26 protein-coding genes and 1 riboswitch are annotated in these 26766 nt (G+C 64.6%); of the genes, 8 read left to right on the plus strand and 18 right to left on the minus strand.

The features are described from left to right. The first annotated feature begins 101 nt into the window (after positions 1-101). Entirely contained in the window at positions 102-1583 is a 1482-nt protein-coding gene (locus HAP48_RS10105) for an aldehyde dehydrogenase (protein WP_166213896.1), read from the plus strand. A 75-nt stretch (positions 1584-1658) separates the two neighbouring features. On the opposite strand, the gene HAP48_RS10110 is transcribed toward HAP48_RS10105, so the two are convergent. The 4 genes from HAP48_RS10110 to HAP48_RS10125 form a co-directional block, all read right to left on the minus strand. Next, entirely contained in the window at positions 1659-2414 is a 756-nt protein-coding gene (locus HAP48_RS10110) for an SDR family NAD(P)-dependent oxidoreductase (RefSeq protein WP_166213895.1), read from the minus strand. Positions 2415-2556: 142 nt separating this feature from the next. Continuing rightward, positions 2557-3354 (minus strand): enoyl-CoA hydratase/isomerase family protein, encoded by a 798-nt coding sequence (locus HAP48_RS10115; protein ID WP_166213894.1) that lies wholly within the window; start codon positions 3352-3354, stop codon positions 2557-2559. Positions 3355-3378: 24 nt separating this feature from the next. After that, positions 3379-4191, minus strand: a complete 813-nt coding sequence (locus tag HAP48_RS10120; protein ID WP_166213893.1) for an amidohydrolase family protein — start codon at positions 4189-4191, stop codon at positions 3379-3381. Between the two features lie 72 nt (positions 4192-4263). Then, a complete protein-coding gene (locus HAP48_RS10125) occupies positions 4264-5142 on the minus strand; it encodes a helix-turn-helix domain-containing protein (protein ID WP_166213892.1) in 879 nt (292 codons plus the stop codon). An 89-nt stretch (positions 5143-5231) separates the two neighbouring features. Between HAP48_RS10125 and HAP48_RS10130 the strand changes: the two genes are divergently transcribed. Both HAP48_RS10130 and HAP48_RS10135 read left to right on the plus strand, forming a co-directional pair. Beyond that, on the plus strand, positions 5232-5396 hold the full coding sequence (locus tag HAP48_RS10130; protein ID WP_166213891.1) for a hypothetical protein: 165 nt from the start codon (positions 5232-5234) through the stop codon (positions 5394-5396). 67 nt (positions 5397-5463) lie between these two features. Next, positions 5464-5548, plus strand: a riboswitch (ZMP/ZTP riboswitch). A gap of 34 nt (positions 5549-5582) precedes the next feature. Further along, positions 5583-6863 carry a serine hydroxymethyltransferase gene (locus tag HAP48_RS10135; protein WP_166213890.1) on the plus strand — a complete coding sequence of 427 codons (1281 nt, stop codon included), beginning with the start codon at positions 5583-5585 and terminating at the stop codon, positions 6861-6863. Positions 6864-6882: 19 nt separating this feature from the next. Here HAP48_RS10135 and HAP48_RS10140 read toward each other — a convergent pair whose 3' ends face one another. The 6 genes from HAP48_RS10140 to ftsE all read right to left on the minus strand — a co-directional run bounded on the left by HAP48_RS10140 (position 6883) and on the right by ftsE (position 14153). Next, positions 6883-8715 (minus strand): outer membrane protein assembly factor BamB family protein, encoded by a 1833-nt coding sequence (locus HAP48_RS10140; RefSeq protein ID WP_166213889.1) that lies wholly within the window; start codon positions 8713-8715, stop codon positions 6883-6885. 231 nt (positions 8716-8946) lie between these two features. Further along, positions 8947-10560 (minus strand): hypothetical protein, encoded by a 1614-nt coding sequence (locus HAP48_RS10145; protein WP_166213888.1) that lies wholly within the window; start codon positions 10558-10560, stop codon positions 8947-8949. A 240-nt stretch (positions 10561-10800) separates the two neighbouring features. Next, positions 10801-11562: a lysophospholipid acyltransferase family protein gene (locus HAP48_RS10150; protein ID WP_166213887.1), complete on the minus strand. Its 762-nt coding sequence runs from the start codon at positions 11560-11562 to the stop codon at positions 10801-10803. A gap of 94 nt (positions 11563-11656) precedes the next feature. After that, positions 11657-12367 carry a YdcF family protein gene (locus HAP48_RS10155; protein ID WP_166213886.1) on the minus strand — a complete coding sequence of 237 codons (711 nt, stop codon included), beginning with the start codon at positions 12365-12367 and terminating at the stop codon, positions 11657-11659. Between the two features lie 162 nt (positions 12368-12529). Then, positions 12530-13501, minus strand: a complete 972-nt coding sequence (locus HAP48_RS10160) for a cell division protein FtsX (RefSeq protein WP_166213885.1) — start codon at positions 13499-13501, stop codon at positions 12530-12532. Further along, the gene (gene ftsE, locus HAP48_RS10165) at positions 13494-14153 is read right to left on the minus strand and encodes a cell division ATP-binding protein FtsE (protein ID WP_029079730.1); all 660 of its coding nucleotides are present in this window, start codon (positions 14151-14153) and stop codon (positions 13494-13496) included. The genes HAP48_RS10160 and ftsE overlap by 8 nt, the downstream gene beginning before the upstream one ends. Positions 14154-14313: 160 nt before the next feature. Here ftsE and HAP48_RS10170 point away from each other — a divergent pair, with 160 nt between their 5' ends. Both HAP48_RS10170 and HAP48_RS10175 read left to right on the plus strand, forming a co-directional pair. After that, positions 14314-15171 (plus strand): MJ0042-type zinc finger domain-containing protein, encoded by an 858-nt coding sequence (locus HAP48_RS10170; RefSeq protein WP_166213884.1) that lies wholly within the window; start codon positions 14314-14316, stop codon positions 15169-15171. 37 nt (positions 15172-15208) lie between these two features. Then, a complete protein-coding gene (locus HAP48_RS10175; RefSeq protein ID WP_166213883.1) occupies positions 15209-15586 on the plus strand; it encodes a response regulator in 378 nt (125 codons plus the stop codon). A gap of 120 nt (positions 15587-15706) precedes the next feature. On the opposite strand, the gene HAP48_RS10180 is transcribed toward HAP48_RS10175, so the two are convergent. The 4 genes from HAP48_RS10180 to HAP48_RS10195 form a co-directional block, all read right to left on the minus strand. Then, positions 15707-16084 carry a TadE/TadG family type IV pilus assembly protein gene (locus HAP48_RS10180; RefSeq protein ID WP_224496997.1) on the minus strand — a complete coding sequence of 126 codons (378 nt, stop codon included), beginning with the start codon at positions 16082-16084 and terminating at the stop codon, positions 15707-15709. Next, positions 16081-16584 (minus strand): TadE/TadG family type IV pilus assembly protein, encoded by a 504-nt coding sequence (locus tag HAP48_RS10185; RefSeq protein ID WP_210292823.1) that lies wholly within the window; start codon positions 16582-16584, stop codon positions 16081-16083. The genes HAP48_RS10180 and HAP48_RS10185 overlap by 4 nt, the downstream gene beginning before the upstream one ends. An 11-nt stretch (positions 16585-16595) precedes the next feature. Then, positions 16596-17960, minus strand: coding sequence for a pilus assembly protein TadG-related protein (locus HAP48_RS10190; RefSeq protein ID WP_224496998.1), 1365 nt, complete (start codon positions 17958-17960; stop codon positions 16596-16598). A 243-nt stretch (positions 17961-18203) separates the two neighbouring features. Further along, a complete protein-coding gene (locus tag HAP48_RS10195; RefSeq protein ID WP_175612342.1) occupies positions 18204-20816 on the minus strand; it encodes a TIGR02302 family protein in 2613 nt (870 codons plus the stop codon). Between the two features lie 172 nt (positions 20817-20988). Between HAP48_RS10195 and HAP48_RS10200 the strand changes: the two genes are divergently transcribed. After that, entirely contained in the window at positions 20989-21372 is a 384-nt protein-coding gene (locus HAP48_RS10200; protein WP_166213882.1) for a carboxymuconolactone decarboxylase family protein, read from the plus strand. A gap of 198 nt (positions 21373-21570) precedes the next feature. Further along, a complete protein-coding gene (locus tag HAP48_RS10205) occupies positions 21571-22482 on the plus strand; it encodes an NAD(P)-dependent oxidoreductase (RefSeq protein ID WP_166213881.1) in 912 nt (303 codons plus the stop codon). A gap of 217 nt (positions 22483-22699) precedes the next feature. Here HAP48_RS10205 and lysA read toward each other — a convergent pair whose 3' ends face one another. The 3 genes from lysA to argH form a co-directional block, all read right to left on the minus strand. Then, positions 22700-23965 (minus strand): diaminopimelate decarboxylase, encoded by a 1266-nt coding sequence (lysA, locus tag HAP48_RS10210; protein ID WP_166213880.1) that lies wholly within the window; start codon positions 23963-23965, stop codon positions 22700-22702. 15 nt (positions 23966-23980) lie between these two features. Continuing rightward, complete coding sequence (gene lptM / locus HAP48_RS10215; RefSeq protein ID WP_166213879.1) at positions 23981-24256, minus strand: LPS translocon maturation chaperone LptM; 276 nt, start codon at positions 24254-24256, stop codon at positions 23981-23983. 92 nt (positions 24257-24348) lie between these two features. Then, positions 24349-25746 (minus strand): argininosuccinate lyase, encoded by a 1398-nt coding sequence (gene argH / locus HAP48_RS10220; RefSeq protein WP_166213878.1) that lies wholly within the window; start codon positions 25744-25746, stop codon positions 24349-24351. A 115-nt stretch (positions 25747-25861) separates the two neighbouring features. Between argH and tlpA the strand changes: the two genes are divergently transcribed. Continuing rightward, positions 25862-26554: a thiol:disulfide interchange protein TlpA gene (gene tlpA / locus HAP48_RS10225; protein ID WP_176399263.1), complete on the plus strand. Its 693-nt coding sequence runs from the start codon at positions 25862-25864 to the stop codon at positions 26552-26554. Here the strand turns inward: tlpA and HAP48_RS10230 are convergent, their stop codons facing one another. Continuing rightward, positions 26555-26743 carry a putative motility protein gene (locus tag HAP48_RS10230; protein ID WP_166213877.1) on the minus strand — a complete coding sequence of 63 codons (189 nt, stop codon included), beginning with the start codon at positions 26741-26743 and terminating at the stop codon, positions 26555-26557. Positions 26744-26766: the final 23 nt, after the last annotated feature.

Genomic DNA, 26766 nt, shown 5'->3' on the forward strand with positions numbered 1-26766 from the left:
GCAACCTATGCGCAGCCCTTGCACCATCTGCGTTATGACGGCGTCGCGAAATGCGTGATACCGTTGCGTCAACCAGAACCGTCACTTTGCGGGAGGATCTCATGAAGACCTATCAGCTCTATATCAATGGCCAGTATGTCGACCCCGCCAATGGCGAGTGGTTCGACAGCATCGATCCCTATCGCGGCGAGGCCTGGGCCAAGATTCCGCGCGGCTCGGCTGCCGATGCCGACAAGGCGGTGAAGGCCGCCAATGAGGCGATGTGGCGCGGCCCGTGGGCGAAGATGACCGCGTCGGCGCGCGGCAAGGTGATGCGCAAGCTCGGCGACCTCGTCGCCGCGAACACGGAACGTCTCGCCGAGATCGAGGTGCGCGACAACGGCAAGCTGATGGCCGAGATGCTCGGCCAGCTGCGCTACCATCCGGAATGGTGGTGGTATTTCGGCGGCCTCGTCGACAAGCTCGAGGGCGGCCTGGTGCCGATCGACAAGGCGGATACCTTCGCCTACACGACGCATGAGCCGGTCGGCGTCGTCGCGGCGCTCACCGCCTGGAACTCGCCGCTGCTGTTCGTCGCCTGGAAATGCGCCGCCGCGCTCGCCGCCGGTTGCGCCGTGGTGGTCAAACCATCGGAATTCACCTCGGCGAGTACGCTGGAGTTCGCGGCGCTGACCAAGGAAGCCGGAATTCCCGACGGCATCTTCAACGTGGTGACCGGCTTCGGGCCCGAGGCAGGCTCCGCACTGATCTCACATCCCGGCGTCGCAAAAATCACCTTCACCGGATCGGATACCACCGGCGCAAAAGTCTATGAGACTGCCGCCAAGAGCCTGAAGCGCGTCTCGCTCGAGCTCGGCGGCAAGTCGCCCAACATCGTGTTCGAAGATGCCGACCTGACCGCAGCTGCGGCCGGCGCGATCTCCGGCATCTTCGCCGCAACCGGCCAGACCTGCATCGCCGGCTCGCGCCTTCTGGTGCAGAGCTCGATCAAGGACAAGTTCGTCGCGCGGGTGCTGGAGCTGGCAAAGTCCGCCAAGATCGGCGATCCCATGAAATCCGACACCAATGTCGGCCCGATCACGACGCCGGCGCAGTACAAGAAGGTGCTCGACTACATCGACATCGCCAAGGCCGAGGGCGCGCGCTGCCTGCTCGGCGGCAAGCCGGCCACGGGCGAGGGCATCAAGGGCGGCCAGTTCGTCGAGCCGACGATTTTCACCGATGTCGACAACACCATGCGGATCGCGCGCGAGGAGGTGTTCGGGCCGGTGCTGTCGATCATCTCGTTCGACACCGAGGAAGACGCCATCCGGATCGCCAACGACACGATCTACGGCCTTGCCGCCGGCATCTGGACCAAGGATCTCGCGCGCGCCATCCGCGTGCCGAAGCAGCTGCGCGCCGGCACCGTGTGGGTCAACACCTACCGCGCCATCAGCTACATGATGCCGTTCGGCGGCATGAAGTTCTCCGGCGTCGGCCGCGAGAGCGGCATCGACGCGGTGCGCGAATATCAGGAGACCAAGAGCGTCTGGATCTCGACCGCGACGGACGTGCCGGCCAATCCATTCGTGATGCGATGAGCGCGCGTTTTCTCGCTTCGGTTCACCTCTCCCATCGGGGGTGAACCGAGTCGCAGTCCGAACACCTCAGGAAAGCTAATGCATAGCCATCGGATTTCCGCCGTCCACGACAATCGTTTGTCCCGTCACGCTGTCCATTCGGCAGTAAGCCACCACGAGCTGGGCAATGTCATCGACGCTTCCGGTTCGTCCAAGCACTGACTGGGCGCGCGCCATCTGCCGCATTGCTTCGGGCACGCGCTCGGCCATGCGCGTTCCTTCGACCAAGCCGGGGGCGACACAGTTGACGGTCACTTCGGGCGACAATGTAACTGCCAGGCAATGCGTAAGATGGATCAATGCCGCCTTGCTGACCGCGTAAGCGATACTGCTGCCACCTGGTGCAACCCCGGCAATTGACGCGATATTGACAATGCGACCTGCCTTGTGCCGCCGAAGTTCAGAGGCAAAACCCCGTGCGAGCAGAAATGGTCCGCGAAGATTCGTTTCAAGAATCCGATCCCAGATCTCCGGCGTTAGCGCGTCGAGCTCCTTGAACGGGATGCCGACGTTCCACGCGGCGTTGTTGATCAGAATATCGATCCGGCCAAAATGGCCGGCCACGGCTTTGACGCACGCATCGATCGATTGAGGATCCCGCTGATCAAGCTGGACCGCATGGCTGCGCCGGCCAGCCATCCGCAGCGCCTCAACCAATTCACCCGCCCGCGCCGCTTCCGCTACGTAGGAAACGGCAACGTCCGCACCGGCGGCGGCGAGAGCCTTGGTAATCGCCTCTCCAATTCCACCCGACCCGCCGGTGACCAATGCGACTTTTCCGTTGATATCCATGGCTCCCCCTCGTTCGCACGAACGGCAACGCTCAGGGTCAAAGATACACGTTTCAACGGAACCGGCAAAATTGCGCCTGAATGTCATCGTGCGGCATCACCCTGCCGCCCGTGCTCGGCAATGCAAGCATCTGGTTGGCGGCCTAGCCAGGCAGCGGCCAGGTGACGTCCCTGCCCTTCAGTTCCTTGTAGCGTCGGGTGTGGGCGCGAATGCTTCCGAGATCCGACATGGCGCGCGACAGCAGGTCCCGGTCGAGCCGCGCGGCGGCATCGATCGCCGTCATTGTGGTCGCCTGCAGCGCGCGCTTCGAAAACGCGTAGGCCGTGTAGCAATCCGGCGGTACCAACGCCGCCCAAACGACGGCCGCATCGAGCAACTTGTCCGGCGCGACCGTCTGCTGGACGACGCCCAGTCGCGTCGCCGCGGCGAGATCGTAGACCTGACCAAACAGCGTCAATTCGAAAGCCGATCGAGGACCGATCGCATGCTTGATGATCTCGCAGTAGACAGCCGGCATCGGAATGCCGATGGGGACCTCGTTCAGCGCGAACTGCAGCGGACCTTCGCTGGCGATCCGGTGATCGCAATCGATCGCAGTGATGAATCCACCTGCATAGGCATGGCCGTTGATCGCAGCTACCGTCGGCCTCGGATACGTGAAGAGACGGAGGTTCGTCGCACGATATTCGTCGAACCAAGCATCGATCTCCTTGATTGATTGGCGCGCGAACATCGGGAAGTGATGATCGAAGTCGAGACCTGCCGTGAACACCGCGCCAGATCCGGTCAACACGACGGCGCAATCGGCGAACTCGGCTTCCAGGCGGTCGAAGGCTGCGTGAAGGTCGGCGAAGAAGGTCGGATTCTGCGCATTGACCTTGTTGGTGTTCATTGTCACTACGGCAACGTGCGGGTGCTTGCGTTCAATGATCCAGGGCATCGGTCATCCTATGGTTGCGAAAGATCAGGCAAGCTTGAACAGACGCCACGCGTTGTCGGTCAAGAATGCCGAACGGGCGTCGACGCCGAGTTGGAGGTCGTCGAGACCGGCGAGGCACTCACCTGCGGGCCAGAAGGGATGGTTGGATCCGAAGAGAACCCGATGCCTTTTGTTGCCGCGCATATACCCGACGAGATCGGACGGGTAGCGGCTGACCTTGTAGGCCGATGTGTCGATGAAGACGTTCGGGTACTTCATGACCAGCGATAACATCTCGCCGAGCCACGGGACGCCGATATGGCCGCCGAGAATGCGAAGCTCGGGAAATTCGAGCGCGACACGATCGAGATAGGGAATGGGACGCCCCGGTTCGGATTCGCGCAGAGGCCCCGCGTGTCCGACCTGCGTGCAGAACGGGATATCGAGTTCGCAGCACTCCGCGAACAGAGGATAGTACCGGCGATCGTCCGGCGGCAGCCCCCACACCCAGGGCAGAATACGTAGTCCCTTAAAGCCGTCTCTCTTCACGCGCAGCCTCAACTCTCGTACCGCGTCCATCGGGCGGAAGAGATCGACCGAAGCGATTCCAACGAAGCGGTCAGGGTGAGCCTGGCAGTGTTGGGCGACCTCGTCGTTACTGATCATCGGCCCGCCCGGACCGTGCCAGCCACAGAGCATGCCCATAGAAACGCCTGCACGATCCATCTCGGCAAGCGTGTCTCCGATAGGGGGCGCCGTTTCCGACCATTTGCCGGGTCTCCACCGACGCAACGACTCGAACATCGGATCCCCGATCCAAGCGGGATTCGGATGCTGCATCCAGGCGTCGATGATCATTCTGAGCTGCCCGCGTCTGACGATGGATCGAGGCGACGGCCCGCGACCTGCCAGCGTGAAGGGCGAACCTGCTCAACCGGATTCGGTCGTGGTCCCGAGTGGCCACACCGCCATCACTAGACGCGAGGATCGTTCGGCGTCTTGAAGAAATCGGACAGCCTGCGCACGGGGCCTGCCCCACGCCTGCCGGAACGCCCCGGGCGTGACACCGGCGTGTCGCCGAAACTCTCTGGTGAGGTGGGCCTGATCGGAAAATCCGAGATCAGATGCAATCCCCGACAGACCATCGCCTCCCGCCGCGATTTCGTAGACCGAGCGACGGAACCGCTGCACGGCAAGAAAACGCTTGGGCGGGCAACCGGTCGACGTTCGCACTCGCCTCTGCAGCGTCCGGACCGATTTACCGATATGGCCCGCCAGGTCGCTCACCCGGCCATGCGGCGCATCCAGCGGGTCGCACCCCAGGATCGAGGGGGGCCTCGCCTTCCGCGCGAGCGCGAGTAACATCAGATCCACGCTGTCGAGGATGTCAAAGCACGATGGACTGTCCCGGACGATTCGCGCCAGCGCATCGCGACACGCGACGATCGTCGGATTGTGGACGCTCGGCGTTCCCGGGCAATTCGGTTTCAACTTGACGCCGACGATCCAACCGAAGAACGCCCTTCCTTTTCTTCTGCAATTGAGGCTCGGCTCGTTGAAGACCACTTTGCCGGCCGAATCGCCTTCCCGGAATACGAAGGCAAGCTCCTTGAGCGGGGAAGCGAACGATATCCGGCTTTCCGTCAGCCGGCCCCGGTCTTTCAGGATATAGATCGAGTCCACAAAGGCGGCCTGATCGTCGCGCGGTGCGAATTCAGCGTAGAACGAGGGATGGGCGAAGACGCTGTCTTCGCCTTTGTCCGTTTTGATCGGACCAACGGTCATCAGTTTTCGACGCTTGATCAGCAATTGCTTGGTTCGCTGTTGAATGCACTTACGACTGATCTATCATACACCTCCGTAGCGGCAATTTAAACGCAAAGCCGCCGGTGTAGAAGGTGGCCCATTGGTTCGCGATGATCGGCTCTTCTGACAAGCAGCTGCTCGCCGGCACCGTGCGGGTGAACACCTTGCGCGCCTTCAGCTATATGATGCCGTTCGGCGGCATGATGCCTGCCGGCGTCGGCCGCGAAAGTGGCATCGCCCTTATTCGCGGTCATTGAACTGGTCGTTGCGAAAGGTCCGCCGGTCGGCTAAGTTATGCTCTACGAAGAGTCTCCGTGCTCATTCGTCCTTTCGCGCGACTGGCGAGCCAACGTGGAATTGACCACGGTGAAGCGCAAAGGGTACGACGCCGATCGCCTGGGCAACCCATCTGCTGGAAAAACAGCGTGTTGAGGAGCCCGAGCATGCCGTCGTTTCGCAACGAACTGTCCATCAACGATCAAGAGATCGCCGCCGCCCTTGCGGGCGAAGAGCGCCGTCAGCAGGACGGCGTCGAACTGATTCCGTCCGAGAATTACACCTACCCGGAGGTGCTCGAACTGCTCGGATCGGTCTTCACCAATGAATATTCGGAAGGATATCCGGGACGCCGATACTACGGCGGCCAGCAGTATACGGACAACATCGAGAACCTCGCGCGGCAGCGGGCCTGCTCGCTGTTTCGTGCCGGGCACGCCAACGTTCAGCCGCTTTCCGGGTCACCGATGAATCAGGCCGTTTATCTCGGCCTACTGAATCCCGGCGACACCATTCTCGCCATGGACCTGTCCCATGGCGGTCATCTCACCCATGGCGCGCCGGTGTCCCACATGGGGCGCCTGTTCAACTTCATTCGCTACAAGACGGCGCCGTCAAACGGCGGCGCGATCGATTTCGACGCATTGCGCGCGATGGCGCGTGAAGCGCGCCCGAAGATGGTGTTGTGCGGCTACAGCTCCTATCCGCGCGACCTGGACTATGCGGCGTTCAAGAGCATTGCCGACGAGGTCGGCGCGCTGACGATGGCTGACGTGAGCCATTATGGCGGACTGGTTGCCGCTGACGTCATGCGCAATCCGCTTGATGCCGGCTTCGACGTCATGACGACGACATCCCACAAGTCGCTGCGCGGCCCCCGCGGCGGGATCATCCTGTGCCGGAAGGAACATGCCGGCCGGATCGATGCTTCGGTCTTTCCCGGTTTGCAGGGCGGACCTCACATGAACGTCGTGGCGGGGATTGCCGTGACGCTCAGGAAGGCGGCGACGGCGGATTTCCAGGCCTACGCACGGCAGGTCTTGCGCAACGCGAAGGCGCTTGCCGGCGCGCTGATGGAGCGCGGGATGAAGCTGGTCACCGACGGGACCGACAATCACATGATGGTCGTCGATACGGCAGCATCCGTCGGACTGGACGGGCGAGCGGCCGAGGACGTGCTCGATGCCATCGCCATCACCACGAACAAGCAAGTCATTCCGGACGATCCGCGCCCGCCGCTGCGGCCGAGCGGCGTTCGCCTTGGGACACCGGCGGCGACCACGCGCGGCATGGGAGAAGCCGAAATGCATCGTATCGGCGGGTTCATCGCGGCGGCGCTGCAGGCGAATGGAGACGATACGGTCGTCGCGCGCCTCAGGTCAGAATGCACCGAGATGTGCCGGGCTTTTCCTGTTCCGGGCGTGGTGTCCGCCTCCGGACCGAACTGATCGGCGGCACACCGGCGCATCAGGGATTGCCGACCTCGAAGGCCAGCAGAACGTTGCCGGGCAATCCGCTCCACTGCGCGTAGCCGGAATTGACGTACAGCATGTGATCCACAACGATCGGACCCGGTCCGTCCATGGCACCGCCACGGGCCGAGACGCCATTCACCGTAGTGTAGTCGCGGGCGGTGTCGATCTCCCAAAGCAGCCGTGCGTCATCGGTCGCATAGGCGCGCAAGAAGCCGCTCACGCCGCCCGAGAACACGACGCCGGGAATCACGGTGATCGCGGCCGACAGCGCCGGGCTGCACTGGGGGCGGTCGCCGCAGGCCACCGGCGCCACCTGCATCGTGATCTTCCCGGTCGCGAGATCCAGCCCGAACAGGCCGCCGCCTTCGCTTGAGTTCAGACGCCTCGTGCCGTCCCTTAGAAACCGCACGTCCGAATTGGCGACATAGATACGGTCCTGGTCCGCAGCCGAGCCCCATTCGGTCCCGCCCAACGGGCCGCCCTGGCCGATCCGCGTCTGCCACAGGATCTTGCCCTCATTGTCGGGATCCAGCGCATGGACCACGCCGGATTTCTGGCCGATCGCCAGCACGCGTTGCCCGCTACGCAGGCTCACCAGGATGGGCGATTGTCCAAAATCATGATCGGGACCGCGGCTGTCAGGACAGTTCGACTGGTCGGTGCCGAAACACGCAACGACGAAGCTGTCCCTGGGCGTGGCCTGCTGATGCCAAAGCATCCGGCCGGTCGCCAGATCGAATGCGAGGACGGCATCGCTGGTATCGGTCGCCGGATCGGCATAGCTGTTCGACGTCGCGACATAGAGCGCCCCGCGTTGCACGTCGATCGTCGGCGCGGACCAGACCGACGCTCCGGCCGGACCGAACAGCTGGGTGCCGATGGCGTTCGTCTTGGTCGGATGCGGCGTTTCAGGAATGGTGTAGCTCTTCCAGATCTGCGCGCCGGTCTCGGCCTTCAACGCAACGACGCTGCCGCGAAACGTGCAGCATTGGTAGGTCGGCCGCGACCCCGTGGCCTCCTCGATCGACGAAACCCCGACATAGACGACGCCGGAATGGAAGACGGGCGCGCCGGTGATCCGGGCGGCCAGATGGTCGTCGACCCTGCTCTTCCAGATCAGCGCGCCGGTCGCAGCATTCACGGCGTAGACGTTGGCGAACACGTCGCCAAAGAAGATCGCGGGCTGGCCGTTGTCCAGCGGGGCAAAACTGATCGCGGTGCGGACCGCCGCCTCGGTCGGAAACACCCAGCGGGTGCATCCGCTTTTGGCGTCGAGGGCGTGGACCTTGCGGTCGCCGCCGCCGACGAACAGCAGGCCGCCGACGACGGTCGGCTGAGCGAAGGCGGTGGACGTGTTCGGGAATCCGAACGCCCATTTCAGACGTAACCGAGGGACTTCATCTGATGTGAGGCCAGCCGTTGCCGCCGGCTGAAACCGGCTGTTGTTGAGATCCGCGCCCCAACCGTTCCACCCTGGCCCATCGGTCGGCTGCGGAAAGCCGGCCTCGCTCGGGGCGCATTGGCCTGCGTTCCCGGTCGACGCATGCGACGCGGCCTTGCCGGTGACGAGCGAGGCGACCGCCGCGCGCTCGTCACCGGTCAGCCCCTGCGCGAAGGATGCCATCGCGCCCGTGGTGATCGCACCCAGAACCTCGTCGAACGATTTTGCCTGCAGCGCGGCGCGGCTCGGCACGCGACTATCCGCGTTGCCGCTGTCGTGGCACTGCGCGCAGCGTTGCGCGTAGAGCGCGGCGGCGCGTTGCTGCGCTGTCGCCGGAAGGCAAGACCAGATCAGGATGACGGCCGTCGCAGCAACCAGTTTCATCGTCGTTCACCAGCGTTGCTGTTGATGACAAGAACTGTTGCAGCCTAGCAGAACCCGGCTGGTTGCCAATCCCGCCCCGACGACACCAACAGATCCCGCGGTGCAAGCAGCCAAGGCGTGGATGCCCGGGAAAAGCCCGGGCATGACGGTTTGCGAGACGCGGGGGGTGACGCCGGCCGCGTCACCCGCCTTGCACACGGAGCCGGCACGGGCTCACGTCACGGCAGACGATCAGTGACCCGCCGCGATCCTGGTCGGACCGCAGACATCGTCCTGCGGGTCCTTGCCGTCGTCATTGGCGCGGCCATGGTCCTTCATCCGGCCATGATCACCATCGCAATTGACGGGAGCGAACGACACGCCGCGATAGACCATGCCGAAGGCCGGCGGCACGACGACATCGAAGGCCTCATTCGCCGGAAGCGCCGTCGCCGCCACCTTGTCCGTGATGGCGACCACCAGATTCGGATCGGCGCCGGGCTCGACCGAATTGCTCACCGTCGACGTCACGGCGAAGATCGTCGCGGTGCCGTTGCGGTTCACGCGGCCGGTGATGTTGCGCAGGCCGCCTGTTGCCGGGTCGGTCGGATATCCCTTCACATGATAGGCCGTGCCGAGGTTCAGCCCCTTCTGCAGCGTGTAAGCAAGGCTCCAGCTGCTGTTCGCATAGACCCATTTCTGAAGGCCCGCCGTCGGTGACGTTGCCGCGTCGGCCAGGTTGCCGTCGCCTTCCTGGGCGACATAAAGCGTCGTCGCATTGGCAAACCAGATGCCGAAGGGATAGAAGCCGTTCGCGCCGGAGTTCACCGCGGGATTGCTCGGGAAACCCGGAAGAATGCCGAACGTCGTCGCGGCGGCCGTATCCCGGGTCGGGAGCACTCCCGGCGCGCCGACCTGATAGACGGTGTTGATGCCGTTGCTTCCGCTGCCCTTGGTTACGTAGAGCGTGTTGTCAGAGATCGCGAGGCCGCGGAAATTGTCGTCTTTGCCGGACTTGTCCGCGGCAAAGCCGAGCTGGCCGACGGAGAAGCCGAACTGAAAGCCGTTCTTGCTGCCGGGCGTTCCCTGCTGCACGCCAACCACGGTGTCAGAACCATCGCTGCCCGGCGTCGCGAGTTGAACGCCGGTGTCATTGACGATCAGCACCGGCTGGGTGCCGCTGCCGTTTCCGGCATTGCCGACCGTGAAATACTGGTCGGCCTGGGTGCCATTGACCTTGTTGGCGCGGATCGCGCCGCGGCCATTGTCGCCGCTATAAACGTTGACCTTGGTCCGGTGCAGTGATCCGTCGAAGCCCAGCTCCGCGACCACGCGTGCATGCACGCTGGTGTCCGGATTGGTGGGATCGACATGGCTGGGCGAATTGGAGTTGGAGACGTCCAGCTCGTTCACCGCAGCGTCATAGCCCATGAATGTCACGGCCTTGCCGTCGGGCGACAAATGAAGCGACAATTCTGACTTGGAGCTGAAGCTTGTCACCGCCACGTCCGCCGGCACGGTCAGCGCGCCGATTTCGCGAAGGCGATCGCCTTCCAGATGATACTTCTTGATCACGACCGGCGCAGTCACGCCGAAGTTCGAATCAACAGCCACATTGTTGAACACCGTCGGATAGGTGCCGTCGGCCACCGCAATTCCGCCGGTCGGCAGGGTCTGGCCCACGGCGACGGTCGACGGCTTGCCTGCGTAGAGCGCGCCGCTGACGAGCAACTCGTGCGGATTGCCAGCAGTCTGGGAAACGGCCGGATGGACTGCGAACAGCACCGGTGAGAGAGCCGTCCCCGCGATCAGGCGCCGGACAATTGCGCGGCCGATTGCCTGTGGTGTGGAGATTGTCTTGAACATCGGAGAGCCCCCATTTTTTGAAGATCAAAATGGATTGCTCATAAGCGGCGGATCGCAACACTGCTGTGACAGATCTCCGACTGTCGCGTTCACGTTTCGGAAAATGTTGATGCGATCCACCGATCGTTGCAGAAGGCGGTTGGCCGGCAATCTTCCGAAACAATAGGGATGGAGATTGAGCGCCCATCCAGCCGTGGGACGACGGCTTCGGGCACGACCGTTTGTGGGAAGAACTCCGCGCTAACCCTTCGCCTCGCTCGGCACGCCGCCGAACAATTGCGCCTGCTCGGCGCGGCCGGCTTCGACGATGCGGCTGGTGGCGGTCTCGATCTGGTCGCGCAGGCGGGTCATGAACTCGTCGCGCGGCAATCCCGGCGGCAGCGGATCGAGGAATTCGACCACCAGCGTGCCGGGATAGCGCATGAAGGTGCGTCGCGGCCAGAACAGCCCGGAATTGAGCGCGACCGGCAGGCACGGCACGCCGCTCTCGGCATAGATCTGCGCGACGCCGGCCTTGTAGTTCGGCACAGCCCCAGGCGCGGTGCGCGTGCCCTCCGGGAAGATCACGAGCTGACGGCCGAGCTTCACCTCGGCCGCCGCGCGCTTCAGCGTCTTGATCAGCGAGCGCGGGCCGCCGCCGCGCTCCACCGAGATCATGCCGACCTTCTTGAGGTACCAGCCGAACACCGGAATCATCATCAGCTCGCGCTTGAGGATGAACAGCGGATGGTCGAAGAAGCGCACCAGCGCAAACGTCTCCCAGAACGACTGGTGCTTCGAGGCGATCACCAGCGGTCCCTTCGGAATCTTCTCGACGCCGCGAAACTCGATCTTGATGTTGCAGACCACGCGCATCAGGAACAGGCTGATGCTGGCCCAGGCGCCTTCGAGTGCCATCATCGCGCCGCGCGGCAGCAGCAGCGCCGGCAGCGCGATGATGCAGAGCACCACCAGCACCAGATAGAACAGCACGTTGAAGATCAGCGAGCGCAGGAAGATCATTTCAGTCCTTGTTTGAGCATGATCTCCGCGCAAACGCGTTCCGCGTTTGTCGCGAGGGAAAACCGCTTCGCACTTTTCCGGATCATGCCTGGTCCTAATTCGCCTGCGCCGTCGCCGGGCGGCGCGGTGCGGCTGCCGGCTCGGCGAGATCGGAGGTCAGGTCGAGGCCGACATCGGCGAGCCGCACCCGGACCTCCGCGGCGACATATTTGGCGTACTCCGATAGCAAGAGACGGACGGTTCCGCCACTGGTCCACCACGGTTCGTCGCGCCATTTGTCGCCAACGACCGCGAACGGGATCAGCGTGACGTCGGGCATTGCATGTGACAGTTCCACGATCGCGCGCGGCATGTGGTAGTTCGAGGTCACCACGATCAGCGATTTGAAGCCGCGCTCGCGCGCCCAGCGCCGCGTCTCCGCCGCATTGCTGCGGGTGTTGACCGCCGAGCGGTCGAGATCGACGCAGCAGCTCATCAGCCCCCGACTGTCGGGCACCGAGCGGGAGATGTCACCGGCGTCGTTGGTCGGATGCACACCCGAGATCAACAGTCGCTTGCCGTAGCCCGCGGCGAGCAGCTCCATCGCGTCCGACACCCGCGACGAGCCGCCGGTCAGCACCACGATGCCGTCGGCATTGCGCGGCGGATCGCTCTCGACGCCGCGCAATTGCGAGAGGAAGCCGACAAAGCCCACCGCCGCGGCAACGAAGCCGAACGCCAGCGGCGCGACGATGACGGCGCGCAGCCAGCCGCGCGGGCGCGCGGCATGGCCATTCGGCGACGTATCGTCGGACTGCAAACTCATGTGATGCGGTTACCCTTCCCCCCGGGCGATTTTAATGCATGAACCGGAAAAGTGGAAACCCGGTTTTGCCGTGACGACGGCTGCGCGAATACGCGCGGGATCACACTCTGGCGGCGAAATGCGATCACGCGACTGGCCTCATGGTTGCGCCGTCGTGCGCCGTCAGTCGATGTCGTCGAGCGTGGCGAACAAGGTGCGCCGCGACGCCCAGGCGGTGATCGCCGCGATCAGCACCGCCTGCATCGCCAGCACCAGATAGCCCGACGGGCGCAGCGAGAACGTGCCGAGCAGCGCCGCGAACTGGTCGCCCACCGGCGTGCCGGAGAACCAGTTGGCGATCGACTCGGAGAAGCCAAACGCCAGCATCGCCGCACCGCCGCCGATCAACCCGCCTTCAAGGCCGAGCCGGAGGAAATGCCGCAGGAAGCGGTTGGCGATGTAGCTGTCGCCGGCGCCGACGAAATGCAGCACCTCGACGATCGGACGGTTGGACGCCATCGCGCCGCGGGTCGCAAACGACACCGAGATGATGGTGGCGATGATCACGAGGATGAGGATGCCGACGCCGGCAAACACGGTGGCGCCGGTCATCGAGCGCATGCGCTCGATCCAGGCGCGGTGATCGTCGACGCTTGCGGTCGGCGCCACCTGCGTCACCCGCGCGCGCAGCGCGGCGAGATCGAGCGTGGTGCCGGGCTGCACCCGCGCCACGATGACGCGCGGTACCGGCAGCTCCTCGATCGAGAGCCCGCTGCCGAGCCACGGCTCCAGCAGTTTTGCGGACTCCTCCTTGCTGAACGGCCGGACCTCGAGAATGCCGGACTGCGCCCGCATCGCTTCCGCTGCGGCCTGCGCGTCGCGATCGAGGTCACGGCCCGGTGAGGGGCGCACCTGGATGGTGATCTCGCTCGACACTTCGGACTGCCATTCGGCCGCGGATGCACTGACCAAGAGAACGGTGCCGGTCGTCAGCGAGGCGAGGAAGGTCATGATCGCGACCACCGCGACCAGCGCGCGGCCCGAGATCGAGGCGCGCGGCACGATCGGCGACATGTTGCGCGCCGTGGCCGGGACCTGCGGGCGTTCGCGCCCGAGATCGACCAACGACACTTTCTCGTCGCCGCTCCTATTCATAGATGTGCAGCCGTCCCTGATGCAGCACCAGCCGCCGCGCCTCGTATTGATCCATCAGCGTGATGTCGTGGGTCGCGATGATAACAGCGGTGCCCGATTTGTTGAGCTCGATGAACAGCCGCAACAGGCGGCGCCCGAGCGTCGGATCGACGCTGCCGGTCGGCTCGTCCGCCAGCAGCAATTGCGGCCGCGAGATCACCGCGCGCGCGATCGCCGCGCGCTGCTTCTCGCCGCCCGACAGGATCGGCGGCAGCGCATCCATGCGCTCGCCGAGGCCGACCCATTTCAGGAGGTCGATCACCTCGCGGCGATAGCTCGATTCGTCGCGGCCCATCACGCGGAACGGCAGCGCGACGTTCTCGTAGGTCGTCATGTGGTCGAGCAGGCGAAAATCCTGCAGCACGATGCCGATCCGCTTGCGCAGGTCGGCGACCTGGTCCTTGCTCAGCAGGGAGACGTCCTTGCCGAACAGATTGACGAGCCCGCGGGTCGGCCGCAGCGACAGAAACAACAGCCGCAGCAGCGAGGTCTTTCCGGCGCCGGACGGGCCGGTCAGGAACTGGAACGAATGCGCCGGGATCATGAACGAGAGGTCGCGCAAAATCTCCGGGCCGAGCCCGTAGCGCAAACCGACATTTTCGAACCGAACCAATGCGCTAGCTCCGTTCGAGAGGGCCGATGGCCGAATACCCCATACTGCCGGCCGACCGGCCGCGAACCGCACAGAAAGGTTGTGCGTCGGTTATGGTTTCCGATTCGTTAACGGTCGCTAAGTAGCATCCGAGCATACCACACGGTGGAGATTCGGCTCCATGCATATCGTTTGCCCGCATTGTACAACATCCTATGCCATCAATCCGGCCACCCTGGGGGAGGCCGGGCGCAGCGTCCGTTGTTCCCGCTGCCGGGAGGTCTGGCTGGCCCGGCCGGAGGACGCCATCGGGGTGACGGCGCCCGCCTTGGCCCATCAGTCCGCAGGCTCCGATCTCGCCGCCGAATGGGACGCGATGGGCCGGGAGGAGGCTGACGAGACCCCGGTGGTCGAAAGCCCCTCGATTTCGGCCGATTTGCCCACCGAAGGGAACGAGTGGCCGGCGGTCGCCGCGGCGGATGCCGCTGCCCATGCCGACGGCCAGGAGGTGACCGGAACCAAGCGCCGCTTCCGCCTGCCGCGGCTTCCCCGCCTGTTCCGGCTGCCCTCCCTGCCCCGAATTCCGTTCATGCCCGTGATCGGCGCCCTGCCGACCACCTGCGGCGCCATGGCCGCGCTGATCATCGCGCTGTTCGTCTGGCGCAACGACGTGGTGCGGCTGCTGCCGCAGACCGCCCTGTTCTACAAGATGGTCGGACTCGACGTGAATCTGCGCGGGCTCGCCTTCAAGGACCTCAAGATCACCAACGAGACCGTGGACGGCAAGCCGGTGCTGGTGATCGAGGGCATGATCGTCGGCCAAACCAGGAAGCCGGTCGAATTGCCGCGGCTGCGCTTCTCGGTCCGCGACGCGCAGGGCGCGGAAATCTATGCCTGGAATGCGGTGCTGGAGCAGCCGGTGCTCAATCCCGGCGAGCGCGCCTTCTTCAAGTCGCGCCTCGCCTCGCCGCCGCCCGAAGGCCGCAATATCGACGTACGCTTTTTCAACAAGCACGATCTCACCGGCGGCCGCGCCTGAGCCGCCGGCAAACACTCTCGGAAACCGACCCATCACCATGACGCGTGTTCTGATCGCCGACGACGAAGACTCGATGCGCTCGCTGGTGGCGCGCGCCATCGCCATGGACGGCCACGAGACCGTGACCGCGCAGGACGGCGCCGAGGCGCTGGAAATGCTGACCCGCGATGAAGGCGCGTTCGACCTCCTGCTCACCGACATACAGATGCCGGTGATGGACGGCATCGCGCTGGCGCTGACCGCGGCGCGCGACTTCCCGGAGCTGAAGATCCTGCTGATGACCGGCTTCGCCCATCAGCGCGAGCGCGCCTCAGGCCTCGAGGCTATCGTGCATGACGTGGTGACGAAGCCGTTCTCGGTCGCGGATATCCGCACTGCGGTGGCGGACGCGCTGGCGGCGCGGAAGGCCGGCTAGAGCGTTTTCGAGCGAAGTGGACGCCGGTTCGCGTAAAGAATAGGCGTCAAAACAACAAGCTAGAGCTTCGATTCTGTTTCAATCAGAACCGAAGCTCTAGGCGTGCATTCAAATCCGAGCTCAGCTCGGAAAGCATGCCTGGGCAGTCAGCGTCACCGGGGACAGATTGAGAATCTGCGGAAACTGAAATGCATAACTCGCGCTGACCTGGTTGCCGCACGCTGGCGTCGAGTAGGTAAATGTCTGTGCTGGGAGCGTGAGGCCGAATGCTTGCTGGGCAGCGTAATTCGTAATGGAGCTTCCGTTCGGGCAGAGCGTGCTGTTGACAGTTGCGCACCGCGCCGCCATTGCCGTCCCATGTTGAAGCCCGATCTGGGTCCAAAACAGCAGCCCAAATTCGATGATCCCGAATATGAACAGGAAAAACACGGGAGCGGTCAGGGCAAACTCCAGCGCAGAGGCCCCTCGATTGTCTTGCCACAACGTGGTGAGCGTCACTGCAGCCTCGCAGTGGACTGGGCGCTATAGGTGTATGTGGTCGCCACAATCTGGTAGTTGATGAGCGTATTGTAGGTCCCTTGCGCCGAGACCATGGCGTATGTTCCGGCCTGCGCGCCACTGGGGCAAACCGCACCGCAACTGACCGTGCTAACGCCCGCACTCGTTGGGCATCCGCAAAACTGAATCGGCTTGGGCGAAGCGGTGATGGCTGTGGAATTCGTTGCGGCTGTTACCGCGTTGGAAACGCCAGTCGTATCAAAGCCCCGCACAATTGCGTATTGCGCTCCCGCTTGTGCGGCATTTTCGACCTGCATCTTGTGGAAGAGTGCGAGCCCGATGTCGGTGACCGAGACGACCATCAGGGACAGCACCGGGATCATGATGCCGAATTCGATGGCCGCGACGCCACGCCTGTCGAGACCGGCAGCGCGCACGTGCCGCTTGAGCGAACAAAGCAATCGACCACGACTCTTGGATAAGGACCTCTGGATCTGCATCGGAGCCAACCTCATTCGATGAGTTGCGCGGTTTGCGAGCCGATCATCGCGGTGCCGAGCGCCGAGCAGTTCACCTGAACGCTCGACGTGCCGGTGAACGTCAAGGTATCCGCGATGATCTTGGTGCAGGATGTACTCGTGCCGTTTCCGCCACCGAAGCTCAGGTTGGCCTTCGGCAGGTAGATGGCACCGCCGAAGTTCTGAGTGGCGCCCCCCGTAAGATTGAAGGCGGTGCCGGCCGGCATGTTGCGGTCGCCATACATGACGATGCCTTTCGTGGAGCCCGAGGTCGGCGCCGTCAGATCGACGGTCGCGTTGCTACCGATTGAAGCGGTGCCCCAGTTGCTTCCCGACCCCGTAAAAACCAGGGTCACGCCGCTGCCCGTGATCGTGGCGTTTCCGGCGACGCTCAGATTGGCGCCGTCCAGATAATAGATACCCGGATCAAGGCTCAGGGTTGCGCCGGCATTGACCGTAATGTTGCCCTTGTAGCAGCCGGGACTGAGCGAATTCGTTTTTCCATTGGCGTTGACCGTAATCTTGGCGTTCGTGCAGCTCGGCTCTGACGGAGGCGAGACGTTCGCATACGGGTCGGCCACCGGCTTTATGTGCGTCTTGATGCCGTTGGTCGCCGTGATGCTGCTCGCGCCGGAGACGTCGCCGACGACCCCGACCTGATTCGCGGACACCGCCGCGCTGCCGGCGACGTTGAGCGATGGGCTCGCATTTGAGTTGCTGTAAAGGTTGCACTTGATCAGGTTGAGCTGGTTGCTGCCGCTCACATTGACCGCGGGACTGGCGGTCGCATTGAGGGCAAGGACGCAGCCCGTCCCGGAATTCGGCAGGGCGACCGCGCGCGCGGTGACGCGTACAGGATCCGAGCCGAACAAGGCTGATAGCAGCCGCTGTTGCGGCTGGCTCACGACGACCTCGACGGCCTGCAGATTGGATGTGTAGTTGCCGCCCTTCGGCGGCTGGTTCACCGTAACCGTGACGTTGTTCACCGCGTTCGCGTAACCGTAGTTTGCCGTCACGGCATTGGCTTCCGACAAAAGATCGGCGCCTGCACCGGCCGCTGTTGCGGCGCTCACAGCGCCGGAGTCGGCCGCGCTCTGCATGTTCTTGTGCTTGTAGTACCACCACCCCACTTCGGTGCCGAGCCCTGCCGTGCCGACCAGGACCGGCATCAGCAGCGCAAAAATAATGATGTAGCTGCCCGACTGGTCTTGAAGGAATTGTTGAAAGCAGCCGGCCCCCTGCTCGTCACGACGAGCGTGGACCCAAGGCCGGCACAACGGTGCAATGAATGAACAGCTGCAGTGCCTCATATGATCTCCTGAGACGCTTGCCACTTTTTCCCGAGCAGCGTGACGCAAGCGACTTAAATGCGCACCAACGGGAACCCGACAATTTTAGAGAAATTGTGCGAACGAGTGGACGACGCTCGGAGCCGATCCGCGCCAATTGGAACGCGAAACGCTTCGCATAAACCTCTCTGGATTACTGGATTCCGGTCCCGTCCTCGCGCCAAGGCTCCGACGAGGCCAACGGCCTTGGGCGCGCCGAAGCCTGTCGCGAAGGCGGCAAGCCGAGCGATGACAGTGGAAAGTGCGGAGAGACTAGTAATCCTTCAGCAAGCGCTCGATGTAGTCGAGCTCGAGCTGCGGCCGTGACGGATCGGCGAGGCGGCGGCGCAGCTCTTCGAGGATGCGGCGGACGCGCTGGACGTCGATCTCGCCGGGGATCTTCACCGTGTAGTCGTCGCCGAATTCGCGGCCGTGCAGCGGACGGCCGAGCGGATCGGTCTGGTTGCCGCCGCTCTGCTGGCGGCCGGCGCGGTTGCCGGGGCCGTCGCCGGGCTGGTCGCCATCGCCCTGCTGCATCGCGTCGGCAAGGCTCTGCGCGCCCTTGCGCAACGCATCCAGCGCACGTCCCTGCGAATCCACCGCGCCGTCGGCATTGCCCTCGCCGAGCCGGCCGGAGGCATCGCCCATCGCGGAGTCGGCCTGGTCGAGCCCGTCGCCGTCATCGCCCTGATCGCCTTGGTCGCCCTGCTGGGCCTGGTCGCCCTTCTGACCCTGGCCCTTCTGGCCGCGCTGATCCGGACCCATGCCGCGCTTGGCGAGCTCTTCCTGCAGCTTCTTCAGCCGGTCGCGCAGCGCCTGCTGATCCTGCTGCAGGTCGCCCATCGACTGCTCACCCTGCTTGCCGCGCATGCGGTCGCGGCGGGAATCCTGGCCCTGCTTGAAGGTCTTGTCGCGCAGCTGCTGCTGCTTGCGGATCATGTCGCCGAGTTCGTTGAGCGACTGCTGCATGTCGTCGTCGCCCTGATTGGGCTGCGCCATCTGCAGATTTTCCAGCATCTGCTGCATCTGCTCGAGCAGCTGCCGTGCCGCATCCTTGTCGCCGGAACGCGACAGCCGCTCCATGCGGTCGAGCATGTTCTTGAGATCCTGCTGGCTCAACACCTTGGCGTTGGGATCGAGCGGCCGGGCGAGCTGCTGCGGATTGTTGCGGAACTGCTCGGCGAGCTGGCGCAGGAAGTTGTCCAACGCCGCGCGCAGATTGTCGGTGAGCTTCTTGATCTCCTCGTCGGTCGCGCCGCGGTCCAGCGCCTGCTTGAGCGCGTCCTGCGCCGCGCGCAGCGCCTTGTCGACGTCGGAGATGTTGCCGTCCTCGATGGTGACGGCGAGCGCCCACAGGCTGGCCACGACCCCACGCAGCTGGTCGTCGGTGCGTGCCGCCTCGAGCTGGCGGCTGACGGTATGGAGGCCGAGATAATAGCCGGTCTCCGGCATGAACATTTCCGGCGCGATCAACAGCGCCTCGAGTGCGGCGAACACCTGGCCGTTCTGGTTGGCATCGAGCGCCAGGATGCGGCGCTGCTCGATCAGCGCGCGCGCCAGCGGCTTGGTGAACAGGCGCTCCGGCAGCCGCATGTTGAACGGCTCGCTCTTGCCCTCATTGCCGGCCTCGTCCTTGGCCGTCAGCGTCAGCGTGACGTCGGCGCCGGCATAGGGGTCTTCGCTGAGGTCCTTGACGGTCTGGCCGACGCCGTTGCGGGTGCGCGCGTTGGGCAGCACCAGCGCGAATTGCGGCGGCTCGAACAGTGGACGCGGCTGCGCCGCCTTGCCGTCGGCATCCTTGGCAGCATCCTTAGCAGAATCCTTGGGCGCATCGCCTAGCCGCGCCGCGAACTGCGCGCGTGCTTCGCTGACGCCGTAATCGTCCTCGAGCCGGTAGGACATCTGCAGCGAACCGCGCGCCTGCCGCTCCGGATCCTTGGCGAGCGCGATCGACGGCGGGCGGTCCGGCGTCGCGGTGAATTTCCACTGCGGCTGGCCGGCCGGCGCGCGGACATGCGCGGTGCCGTCGGCGGCGATCTTGAAGTGCCGCTCGTTGGTGCCCTTGGGCGCCTGCCCTTCGGGCGCGACCTCGGTGAGGCCGCCACCGACGACGACGTCGATGGTGCCGCCGCTGGAGCGCACCAAAAGCGTGCTGCCGGCCGGAACCGCGAGCGGGGCATTGTCGGCCGCGGCGGCGTCCTTGTTGGCGTTCGACAGGATGATCGGCGGCTTGCCGGTGTAGTTCGGCGGCGTTACCCAGGCATCGACCCGGACATTGGGCGGCGCCATGATGCCGTTCCAGTCGAACGCGGAGGCGACCCGCAGGCCGCGCTCGTCGCCGGCCGCGACATAGGTTGCGACCAGCATCACGATGACCAGCGCGCGCAGCGCCCAGGGGTCATGCAGCGAGACGCGCGGCCGCGGCAGCCCGGCGCGGATGCGCTTGATCGAGGCCAGCGTACGCTCGCGCTGCGCCTGCCACAGCGCCAGCGCGAACGGATCCTTGTTGGTGAGCGTATCGGAGAGCGTGGTCGCCGGGCGATGGCGGATGCCGGCGCCGCGGTCGAGCCGGCTCAGGCCCTCTTCCCGGCTCGGCCAGCGGAAGCGCAGCAGCGGCAACAGCATCGCGAGGGCTGCAATCGCGAACAGGCCGGCGCCGGCGACGCGTGCGACAAACGGCAGCACCAGCCACAGCCCGGCCCAGGACGCGACCAGGAACAGACCCACGACCGTCAGGAACCGCGCCAGATGCGGCCACGACCGTTCCCACGCAATCGCAAATCTTGCCCGCTGCAGCGCCTCGGTCAGTTTCAGCCGCGCGATCGCATCGCTGTCGCGGACGGCGCGTGAGGCGTTGTCGGACGGGTCGATGTTGGCTCCGCTCAATAAAATCTCCGGGGTAGCCGGCAGGTCAGCCTAGCACAGCGGCGGCTTTGAGGCACCCGTTCCGGGGCGTAACCCACACCGGGAAATACGCATAACACGAAGGCGTGACTGCGGCGGCTCGACCCCGTAACTTCCCGGCCCGAACCAACGCCTTAACGCATGAGGAAACGATATGGACCAAAAAACACACGACAAGGGGCTCGAAATCCGCAAGGCGGTGCTCGGCGAGGCCTATGTCAACAATGCGCTGAAGAATTCGGACAGCTTCAACAAGCCGTTCCAGGAACTGGTCACCGAATATTGCTGGGGCGCGGTCTGGGGCCGCGAGGAGCTGCCGCGCAAGACCCGCAGCATGCTCAACCTCGCCATGATCTCGATCCTGAACCGGCCGCACGAATTGAAGGCGCATATCAAGGGCGCGCTGACCAACGGCGTGTCCCGCGACGAGATCCGCGAGATCTTCATGCAGGTCTCGATCTATGCCGGCATTCCCGCCGGCGTCGACAGCTTCCGCATCGCGCGCGAGGTGTTCGCCGAACTCGACCACAAGGCGTGAGCCGCTGCTGCCTCCGCATCGTCGTCCCGGCGAAAGCCGGGACCCATAACCGCCGGCGGCTGTGATGGCGAAGACTGCAGGCCCATATCGCCGCAATGTCTCTCCCTGGGGTAATGGGTCCTGGCTTTCGCAGGACGACACCGAGGCTGGGGACATCTTGCTTCGCTCACCTCGCAATAACGAAGAAAAGGAAACACCATGGAAATCGGATTCATCGGCCTCGGGAAGATGGGCTTCCCGATGGCGCGCCGGCTGATCGAGGCCGGCCACAAGCTCACCGTGTTCGACACAAGCAAGGATGCGCTCGACAAGCTGGTCGCGCTCGGCGCCGCGGCTGCAACCTCGCCGAGGGACATCGCCGACCGCGTCGAGACCGTGATGGCGAGCCTGCCCTCGCTGCAGGCCTCGCTCGAGGTCGCGACCGGCACAGGCGGCGTGATCGAGGGCAAGCGCGTCAAGCGCTTCATCGATCTCTCCACCGTCGGCTCGCAGATGGCGGTGAAGATCCACGACCTGCTGGCGAGAAAGAACATCGAGCAGATCGACAGCCCGGTGTCCGGCGGCGTCTCCGGCGCCGAGAAGGGCACGCTGGCGGTGATGGTGTCGGGCCCGCGCGCCGATTTCGAGCTGGTGAAATCCGCGCTCGGCGTGATCGGCAAGGTGTTCTTCATCGGCACCAAGCCGGGCTCCGGCCAGACCATGAAGCTCGCCAACAACTTCCTGTCGGCGACCGCGATGGTCGCAACTTCGGAAGCGGTGGTGATGGGCGTCAAGTCCGGGCTCGATCCGGCCGTGATGATCGACGTCATCAATGCGGGCTCGGGGCTGAACACCGCAAGCCGCGACAAGTTTCCGCGCTCGGTCTTGCCGCGCAGCTTCGACTTCGGCTTCGCCACCGGGTTGATGGTGAAGGACGTGCGGCTCGCGGTCGAGGAGATGCGCTCGCTCGGGCTTTCGATGGAGGTCGCCGAAGCAGTCGGCCGGCTCTGGGAGGTGATCATCCGCGAAGAAGGACCGGAGTCGGATTTCACCGCCGCGATCAAGCCGATCGAGAAGGCCGCGGGTGTGATCGTGGGTGGCGCTGGAAAGGGTAGTCACGCCGCCAAATAAACGCCGTCGTCCCGGGCAAGCCAACGGGTCGCGCGAACGCGCGCCCGATGACAGGCTCCGCGCGACCCGGGACCCATAACCACAGGCGTTTGTGGTTTAGCTGAGCTGGGGCCCCAGCTCGGTGCAACAATCAAGAGCGGTGGTTATGAGCCCCTGCTCCCGTGCGCAATTGCGCACTAGGCAGGGACGACATCGAGTATGGAGCGCGGCTAGTGCCTCACAACCAGGGCGCGGGCTTGTCCATCGCAATCAGGGCGTCGACGTCGATGCGCGGGCGGACCACGGCGTACTGGTCGTCCTTGACCAGCACTTCCGGCACCAGAGGCCGCGTGTTGTAGGTGCCGGCCTGCACTGCGCCATAGGCGCCGGCGGTCATGATTGCCAGGAGATCGCCGGCCTTCGGCTGCGGCAGCGTGCGGTCGAGCGCGAGATAGTCGCCGGTCTCGCAGACCGGCCCGACCACGTCGGCGACCATGGTCGGCGTACCCTGCGCGGGCTGGCGCACCGGCAGGATGTCGTGATGGGCTTCATACAGCGTCGGCCGGATCAGGTCGTTCATCGCGGCGTCGATGATGACGAAGTTCTTGGCATCGCCCGGCTTCACATGGATCACGCGGGTGACCAGGATGCCGGCATTGCCGACGATCATGCGGCCCGGCTCGAACATCAGCGTGCAGCCGAGATTATGCGTGACGCGCTTGACCATCGCGGCATAGGCATCCGGCGCTGGCGGCGCGGCGCGGTCCATGTAATAGGGAATGCCGAGACCGCCGCCGAAATCGACATGGGAGATGTCGTGGCCGTCGGCGCGCAGCGTCTGCACGAAATCGGCGAGCAGACGGAAGGCGGCCTCCAGCGGGCCGAGATCGGTGATCTGGCTGCCGATATGCACGTCGGTGCCGGTGACCTGGATGCCCGGCAGCTTCGCCGCGCGGGCATAGACCTCGCGGGCGCGCGCGATCGGAATGCCGAACTTGTTCTCCGACTTGCCGGTCGAGATCTTGGCATGGGTGCCGGCATCGACGTCGGGATTGACCCGCACCGAGATCCGCGCGGTCATCTTCATCTCGACCGCCAGGCGCGACAGCAGCTCGAGCTCCGGCTCGGACTCGATATTGATGCAGAGGATGTCGGTGGCGAGCGCGGCGCGCAGTTCGGACTCGGTCTTGCCGACGCCGGAGAACACGATCTTCGACGGCGGAATGCCGGCCGCCAGCGCCCGCTTCAACTCGCCGCCGGACACCACGTCGGCGCCGGCGCCGAGCTTGGCCAGCGTGCGCAGCACCGACTGGTTCGAGTTCGCCTTCATGGCGTAGCAGACCAGCGCCTTCTCGCCGGCGAAGGCCTCGGTGAAGACGCGGTAGTGCCGCTCCAGCGTCGCGGTCGAATAGCAATAGAACGGCGTGCCGACGGCTTCCGCGAGTTCAATGAGATTGACCGCCTCGGCATGCAGCACGCCGTTGCGATAGTCGAAATGGTTCATGACACGCTTTGAGTACTAGTTGCCGAGCAGCGGATCGAGGATGAAGGGCCGTTTATTGCCTTTCGATGCGGCCGGCGCGGCATCCGATCCATAGGTCGGATTGAACACGCTGGGCTGCGCCGCCCGCTCGCTCTCGGTATCGCCCGGCGCCGCTGTCGTGCCCGGCGCGGCGTTCGCGGTCGGCGGCAGGTCGAGCGGTCCCTTGCGGCCGCAGCCGCCGAGCGCCAGCGCTGATACGCTCAGCACAATGATGGCCCATCCCGAGGGGGTCAGGCGGTTCTTGCTAGTCACAACGAAATCCCCAATTCGGGCCGCACCATACAAACATTGGCGTGCTCTGGCGAGAGGCGGAGCGCCACGAAATCACGGCCAAATTTTCGCGATCAGCCCGATTTTCGCTCTTTTTCCAGCCGCTTGGCCCAGGCTTTGGCTTGCGCCGTCACATTCTTCGGCGCCGTGCCGCCAAACGAGGTCCGGCTCTGCACCGAGGATTCGACGCTGAGCACCTTCAGCGCGTCGGCCGTGATCTTCGGCTCGACCTCCTGCATGGCCTTCAGCGGCAGCTCGTGCAACGCCACGCCCTGCTTGGAGGCCAATCCGACGATGCGCCCAGTAACGTGGTGGGCGTCGCGGAACGGCATTTTCAGGGTGCGCACCAGCCAGTCGGCAAGGTCGGTCGCGGTGGCGTAGCCCTCGCCCGCCGCGGCCTTCATCTTCGCCGCGTCCGGCACCAGATCCTCGACCATGCCGGTCATGGCGCGGATCGCGAGCGACAGCGCCGCGAACGCCTCCATCGCGCCCTGCTTGTCCTCCTGCATGTCCTTTTGATAGGCGAGCGGTAGGCCCTTCATCACGATCAGGAGCGCGGTGAGCGCGCCGATCACGCGGCCGGTCTTGGCCCGCACCAGTTCCGCCGCGTCCGGATTGCGCTTCTGCGGCATGATCGACGATCCTGTCGTGAACTTGTCGCTGAGCCTGACGAGGCCGACCAAAGGCGAGGTCCAGATCACGATCTCCTCGGCGAAGCGCGACATATGCACCGCGCAGATCGATGCCGCCGACAACGTCTCCAGCACGAAATCGCGGTCCGACACCGCATCGAGCGAATTGGCCATGGGGCGGTCGAAGCCGAGCGCCTTGGCGGTCGCGGCGCGGTCGATCGGAAACGAGGTGCCGGCGAGCGCGGCGGCGCCGAGCGGCGATTCGTTCAGCCGCTTGCGCGCGTCAGTGAAGCGGCCGCGATCGCGGCCGGCCATCTCGACATAGGCCAGCAGATGATGGCCGAAGGTCACCGGCTGCGCGGTCTGCAAATGGGTGAAGCCCGGCATCACGGTCCCGGCATGCTCCAGCGCGCGGGCGACCAGCGCCTGCTGGAACGCGGCCAGCGCCGCATCTGTCTCATCGATGGTGTCGCGGACATAGAGCCGGAAATCGGTCGCGACCTGGTCGTTTCGCGAGCGCGCAGTGTGCAACCGGCCCGCCGCGGGCCCGATCAATTCGGACAGCCGCGACTCGACATTCATATGGATGTCCTCGAGCGCGCGCTTGAAGTCGAAATCGCCCTTGCCGATTTCTGACAAAATCGTGTCTAGACCTTTGCCGATATTTTTCGCATCAGCACCGGTGATGATGCCCTGTGCAGCGAGCATTGCGGCGTGGGCCTTGGACGCGGCGATGTCCTGGGCATAAAGGTGACGGTCGACGTCGATGGAGACGTTGATTTCCTCCATGATCGCGTCGGGACGCTCCGAGAACCGGCCGCCCCACATCTTGTTGCTCATGACTTCTCGCTCACGAATTTGTATTGCAGGCCGTGCGGTTTCATCGCCGGAGCGGCGAAACGGCATGGCGGTTCCGGTCGTATTCCCGGCACTGCTTAGCCACATCTGACCCAGGATGACAAACGATATGCCCGAGACGACCCCGTCCGAACCGACCGCCAAGCCAGCCGCCCGGTGGCGCATCCCGCTGGTGATCGGCGCCGTGCTGGCCGGGGCCGTGCTCGGCTATGTCGGGGTCTCCGGCCTCAGGCACCCGGCGGGTGGCGACGTCGCCTGCAACAGCGCGGTCGATCTGGCCAAGAAGATCGCCCCGCTCGCCCATGGCGAGGTCGCGGCGCTGACCATGGCCACCACCCCCTTGAGGCTGCCCGATCTCGCCTTCGAGGATGCCAACGGCCAGCCGAAGAAGCTCTCGGACTGGCGCGGCAAGATCGTACTCGTCAATTTGTGGGCGACCTGGTGCGTGCCCTGCCGCAAGGAAATGCCGGCGCTCGACAGCCTGCAGACCAAGCTCGGCGGCAAGGATTTCGAAGTGGTCGCGATCAACATCGACACCCGCGATCCGGACAAGCCGAAGAACTTCCTGAGAGAGGCCAATCTGACCAATCTCGGCTATTTCAGCGACCAGAAAGCCAAGGTCTTTCAGGACCTTAAGAACATAGGCAAGGCGCTTGGCATGCCGACCTCGGTGCTGGTCGACGGCAACGGCTGCGAAATCGCCAATATCGCCGGTCCCGCCGAATGGGCCAGCGACGATGCGATCAAGCTGGTGAAGGCGGCGCTACAGCCGGCCGCGGCGGGGTTCTGATCAGGCGACGGCGTTGAGGTTGCCGCCGACGCCGGCGGCCAAGTTCGCGGTGGAAGGACCGCCGAGCAGGGTCTGAACCGCGAACTTTTCCGCGTCGAGGTTCTGCTTGGTCACACGGGTCGCGATCTCACCCTGCAGGTTGCCCTGCTGCATCGACAGGATGCTGGTGACCATGTTCATCGTGTCCATACGCGGTACTCCCAAGTCCGGCT

This window comes from Bradyrhizobium septentrionale (genome assembly GCF_011516645.4).
GTDB lineage: Bacteria > Pseudomonadota > Alphaproteobacteria > Rhizobiales > Xanthobacteraceae > Bradyrhizobium > Bradyrhizobium septentrionale.

Coding starts and splice junctions, on each gene's coding strand:
- HAP48_RS10230 (WP_166213877.1), bottom strand. CDS start 26,743: ATGGACACGATGAACATGGTCACCAGCATCCTGTCGATGCAGCAGGGC.
- HAP48_RS10110 (WP_166213895.1), bottom strand. CDS start 2,414: ATGGATATCAACGGAAAAGTCGCATTGGTCACCGGCGGGTCGGGTGGA.
- tlpA (WP_176399263.1), top strand. CDS start 25,862: ATGACAAACGATATGCCCGAGACGACCCCGTCCGAACCGACCGCCAAG.
- HAP48_RS10170 (WP_166213884.1), top strand. CDS start 14,314: ATGCATATCGTTTGCCCGCATTGTACAACATCCTATGCCATCAATCCG.
- HAP48_RS10205 (WP_166213881.1), top strand. CDS start 21,571: ATGGAAATCGGATTCATCGGCCTCGGGAAGATGGGCTTCCCGATGGCG.
- HAP48_RS10145 (WP_166213888.1), bottom strand. CDS start 10,560: ATGTTCAAGACAATCTCCACACCACAGGCAATCGGCCGCGCAATTGTC.
- HAP48_RS10200 (WP_166213882.1), top strand. CDS start 20,989: ATGGACCAAAAAACACACGACAAGGGGCTCGAAATCCGCAAGGCGGTG.
- HAP48_RS10185 (WP_210292823.1), bottom strand. CDS start 16,584: ATGCAGATCCAGAGGTCCTTATCCAAGAGTCGTGGTCGATTGCTTTGT.
- HAP48_RS10150 (WP_166213887.1), bottom strand. CDS start 11,562: ATGATCTTCCTGCGCTCGCTGATCTTCAACGTGCTGTTCTATCTGGTG.
- HAP48_RS10105 (WP_166213896.1), top strand. CDS start 102: ATGAAGACCTATCAGCTCTATATCAATGGCCAGTATGTCGACCCCGCC.
- argH (WP_166213878.1), bottom strand. CDS start 25,746: ATGAGCAACAAGATGTGGGGCGGCCGGTTCTCGGAGCGTCCCGACGCG.
- HAP48_RS10115 (WP_166213894.1), bottom strand. CDS start 3,354: ATGCCCTGGATCATTGAACGCAAGCACCCGCACGTTGCCGTAGTGACA.
- lysA (WP_166213880.1), bottom strand. CDS start 23,965: ATGAACCATTTCGACTATCGCAACGGCGTGCTGCATGCCGAGGCGGTC.
- HAP48_RS10160 (WP_166213885.1), bottom strand. CDS start 13,501: ATGAATAGGAGCGGCGACGAGAAAGTGTCGTTGGTCGATCTCGGGCGC.
- HAP48_RS10175 (WP_166213883.1), top strand. CDS start 15,209: ATGACGCGTGTTCTGATCGCCGACGACGAAGACTCGATGCGCTCGCTG.
- HAP48_RS10120 (WP_166213893.1), bottom strand. CDS start 4,191: ATGATCATCGACGCCTGGATGCAGCATCCGAATCCCGCTTGGATCGGG.
- HAP48_RS10155 (WP_166213886.1), bottom strand. CDS start 12,367: ATGAGTTTGCAGTCCGACGATACGTCGCCGAATGGCCATGCCGCGCGC.
- HAP48_RS10140 (WP_166213889.1), bottom strand. CDS start 8,715: ATGAAACTGGTTGCTGCGACGGCCGTCATCCTGATCTGGTCTTGCCTT.
- HAP48_RS10135 (WP_166213890.1), top strand. CDS start 5,583: ATGCCGTCGTTTCGCAACGAACTGTCCATCAACGATCAAGAGATCGCC.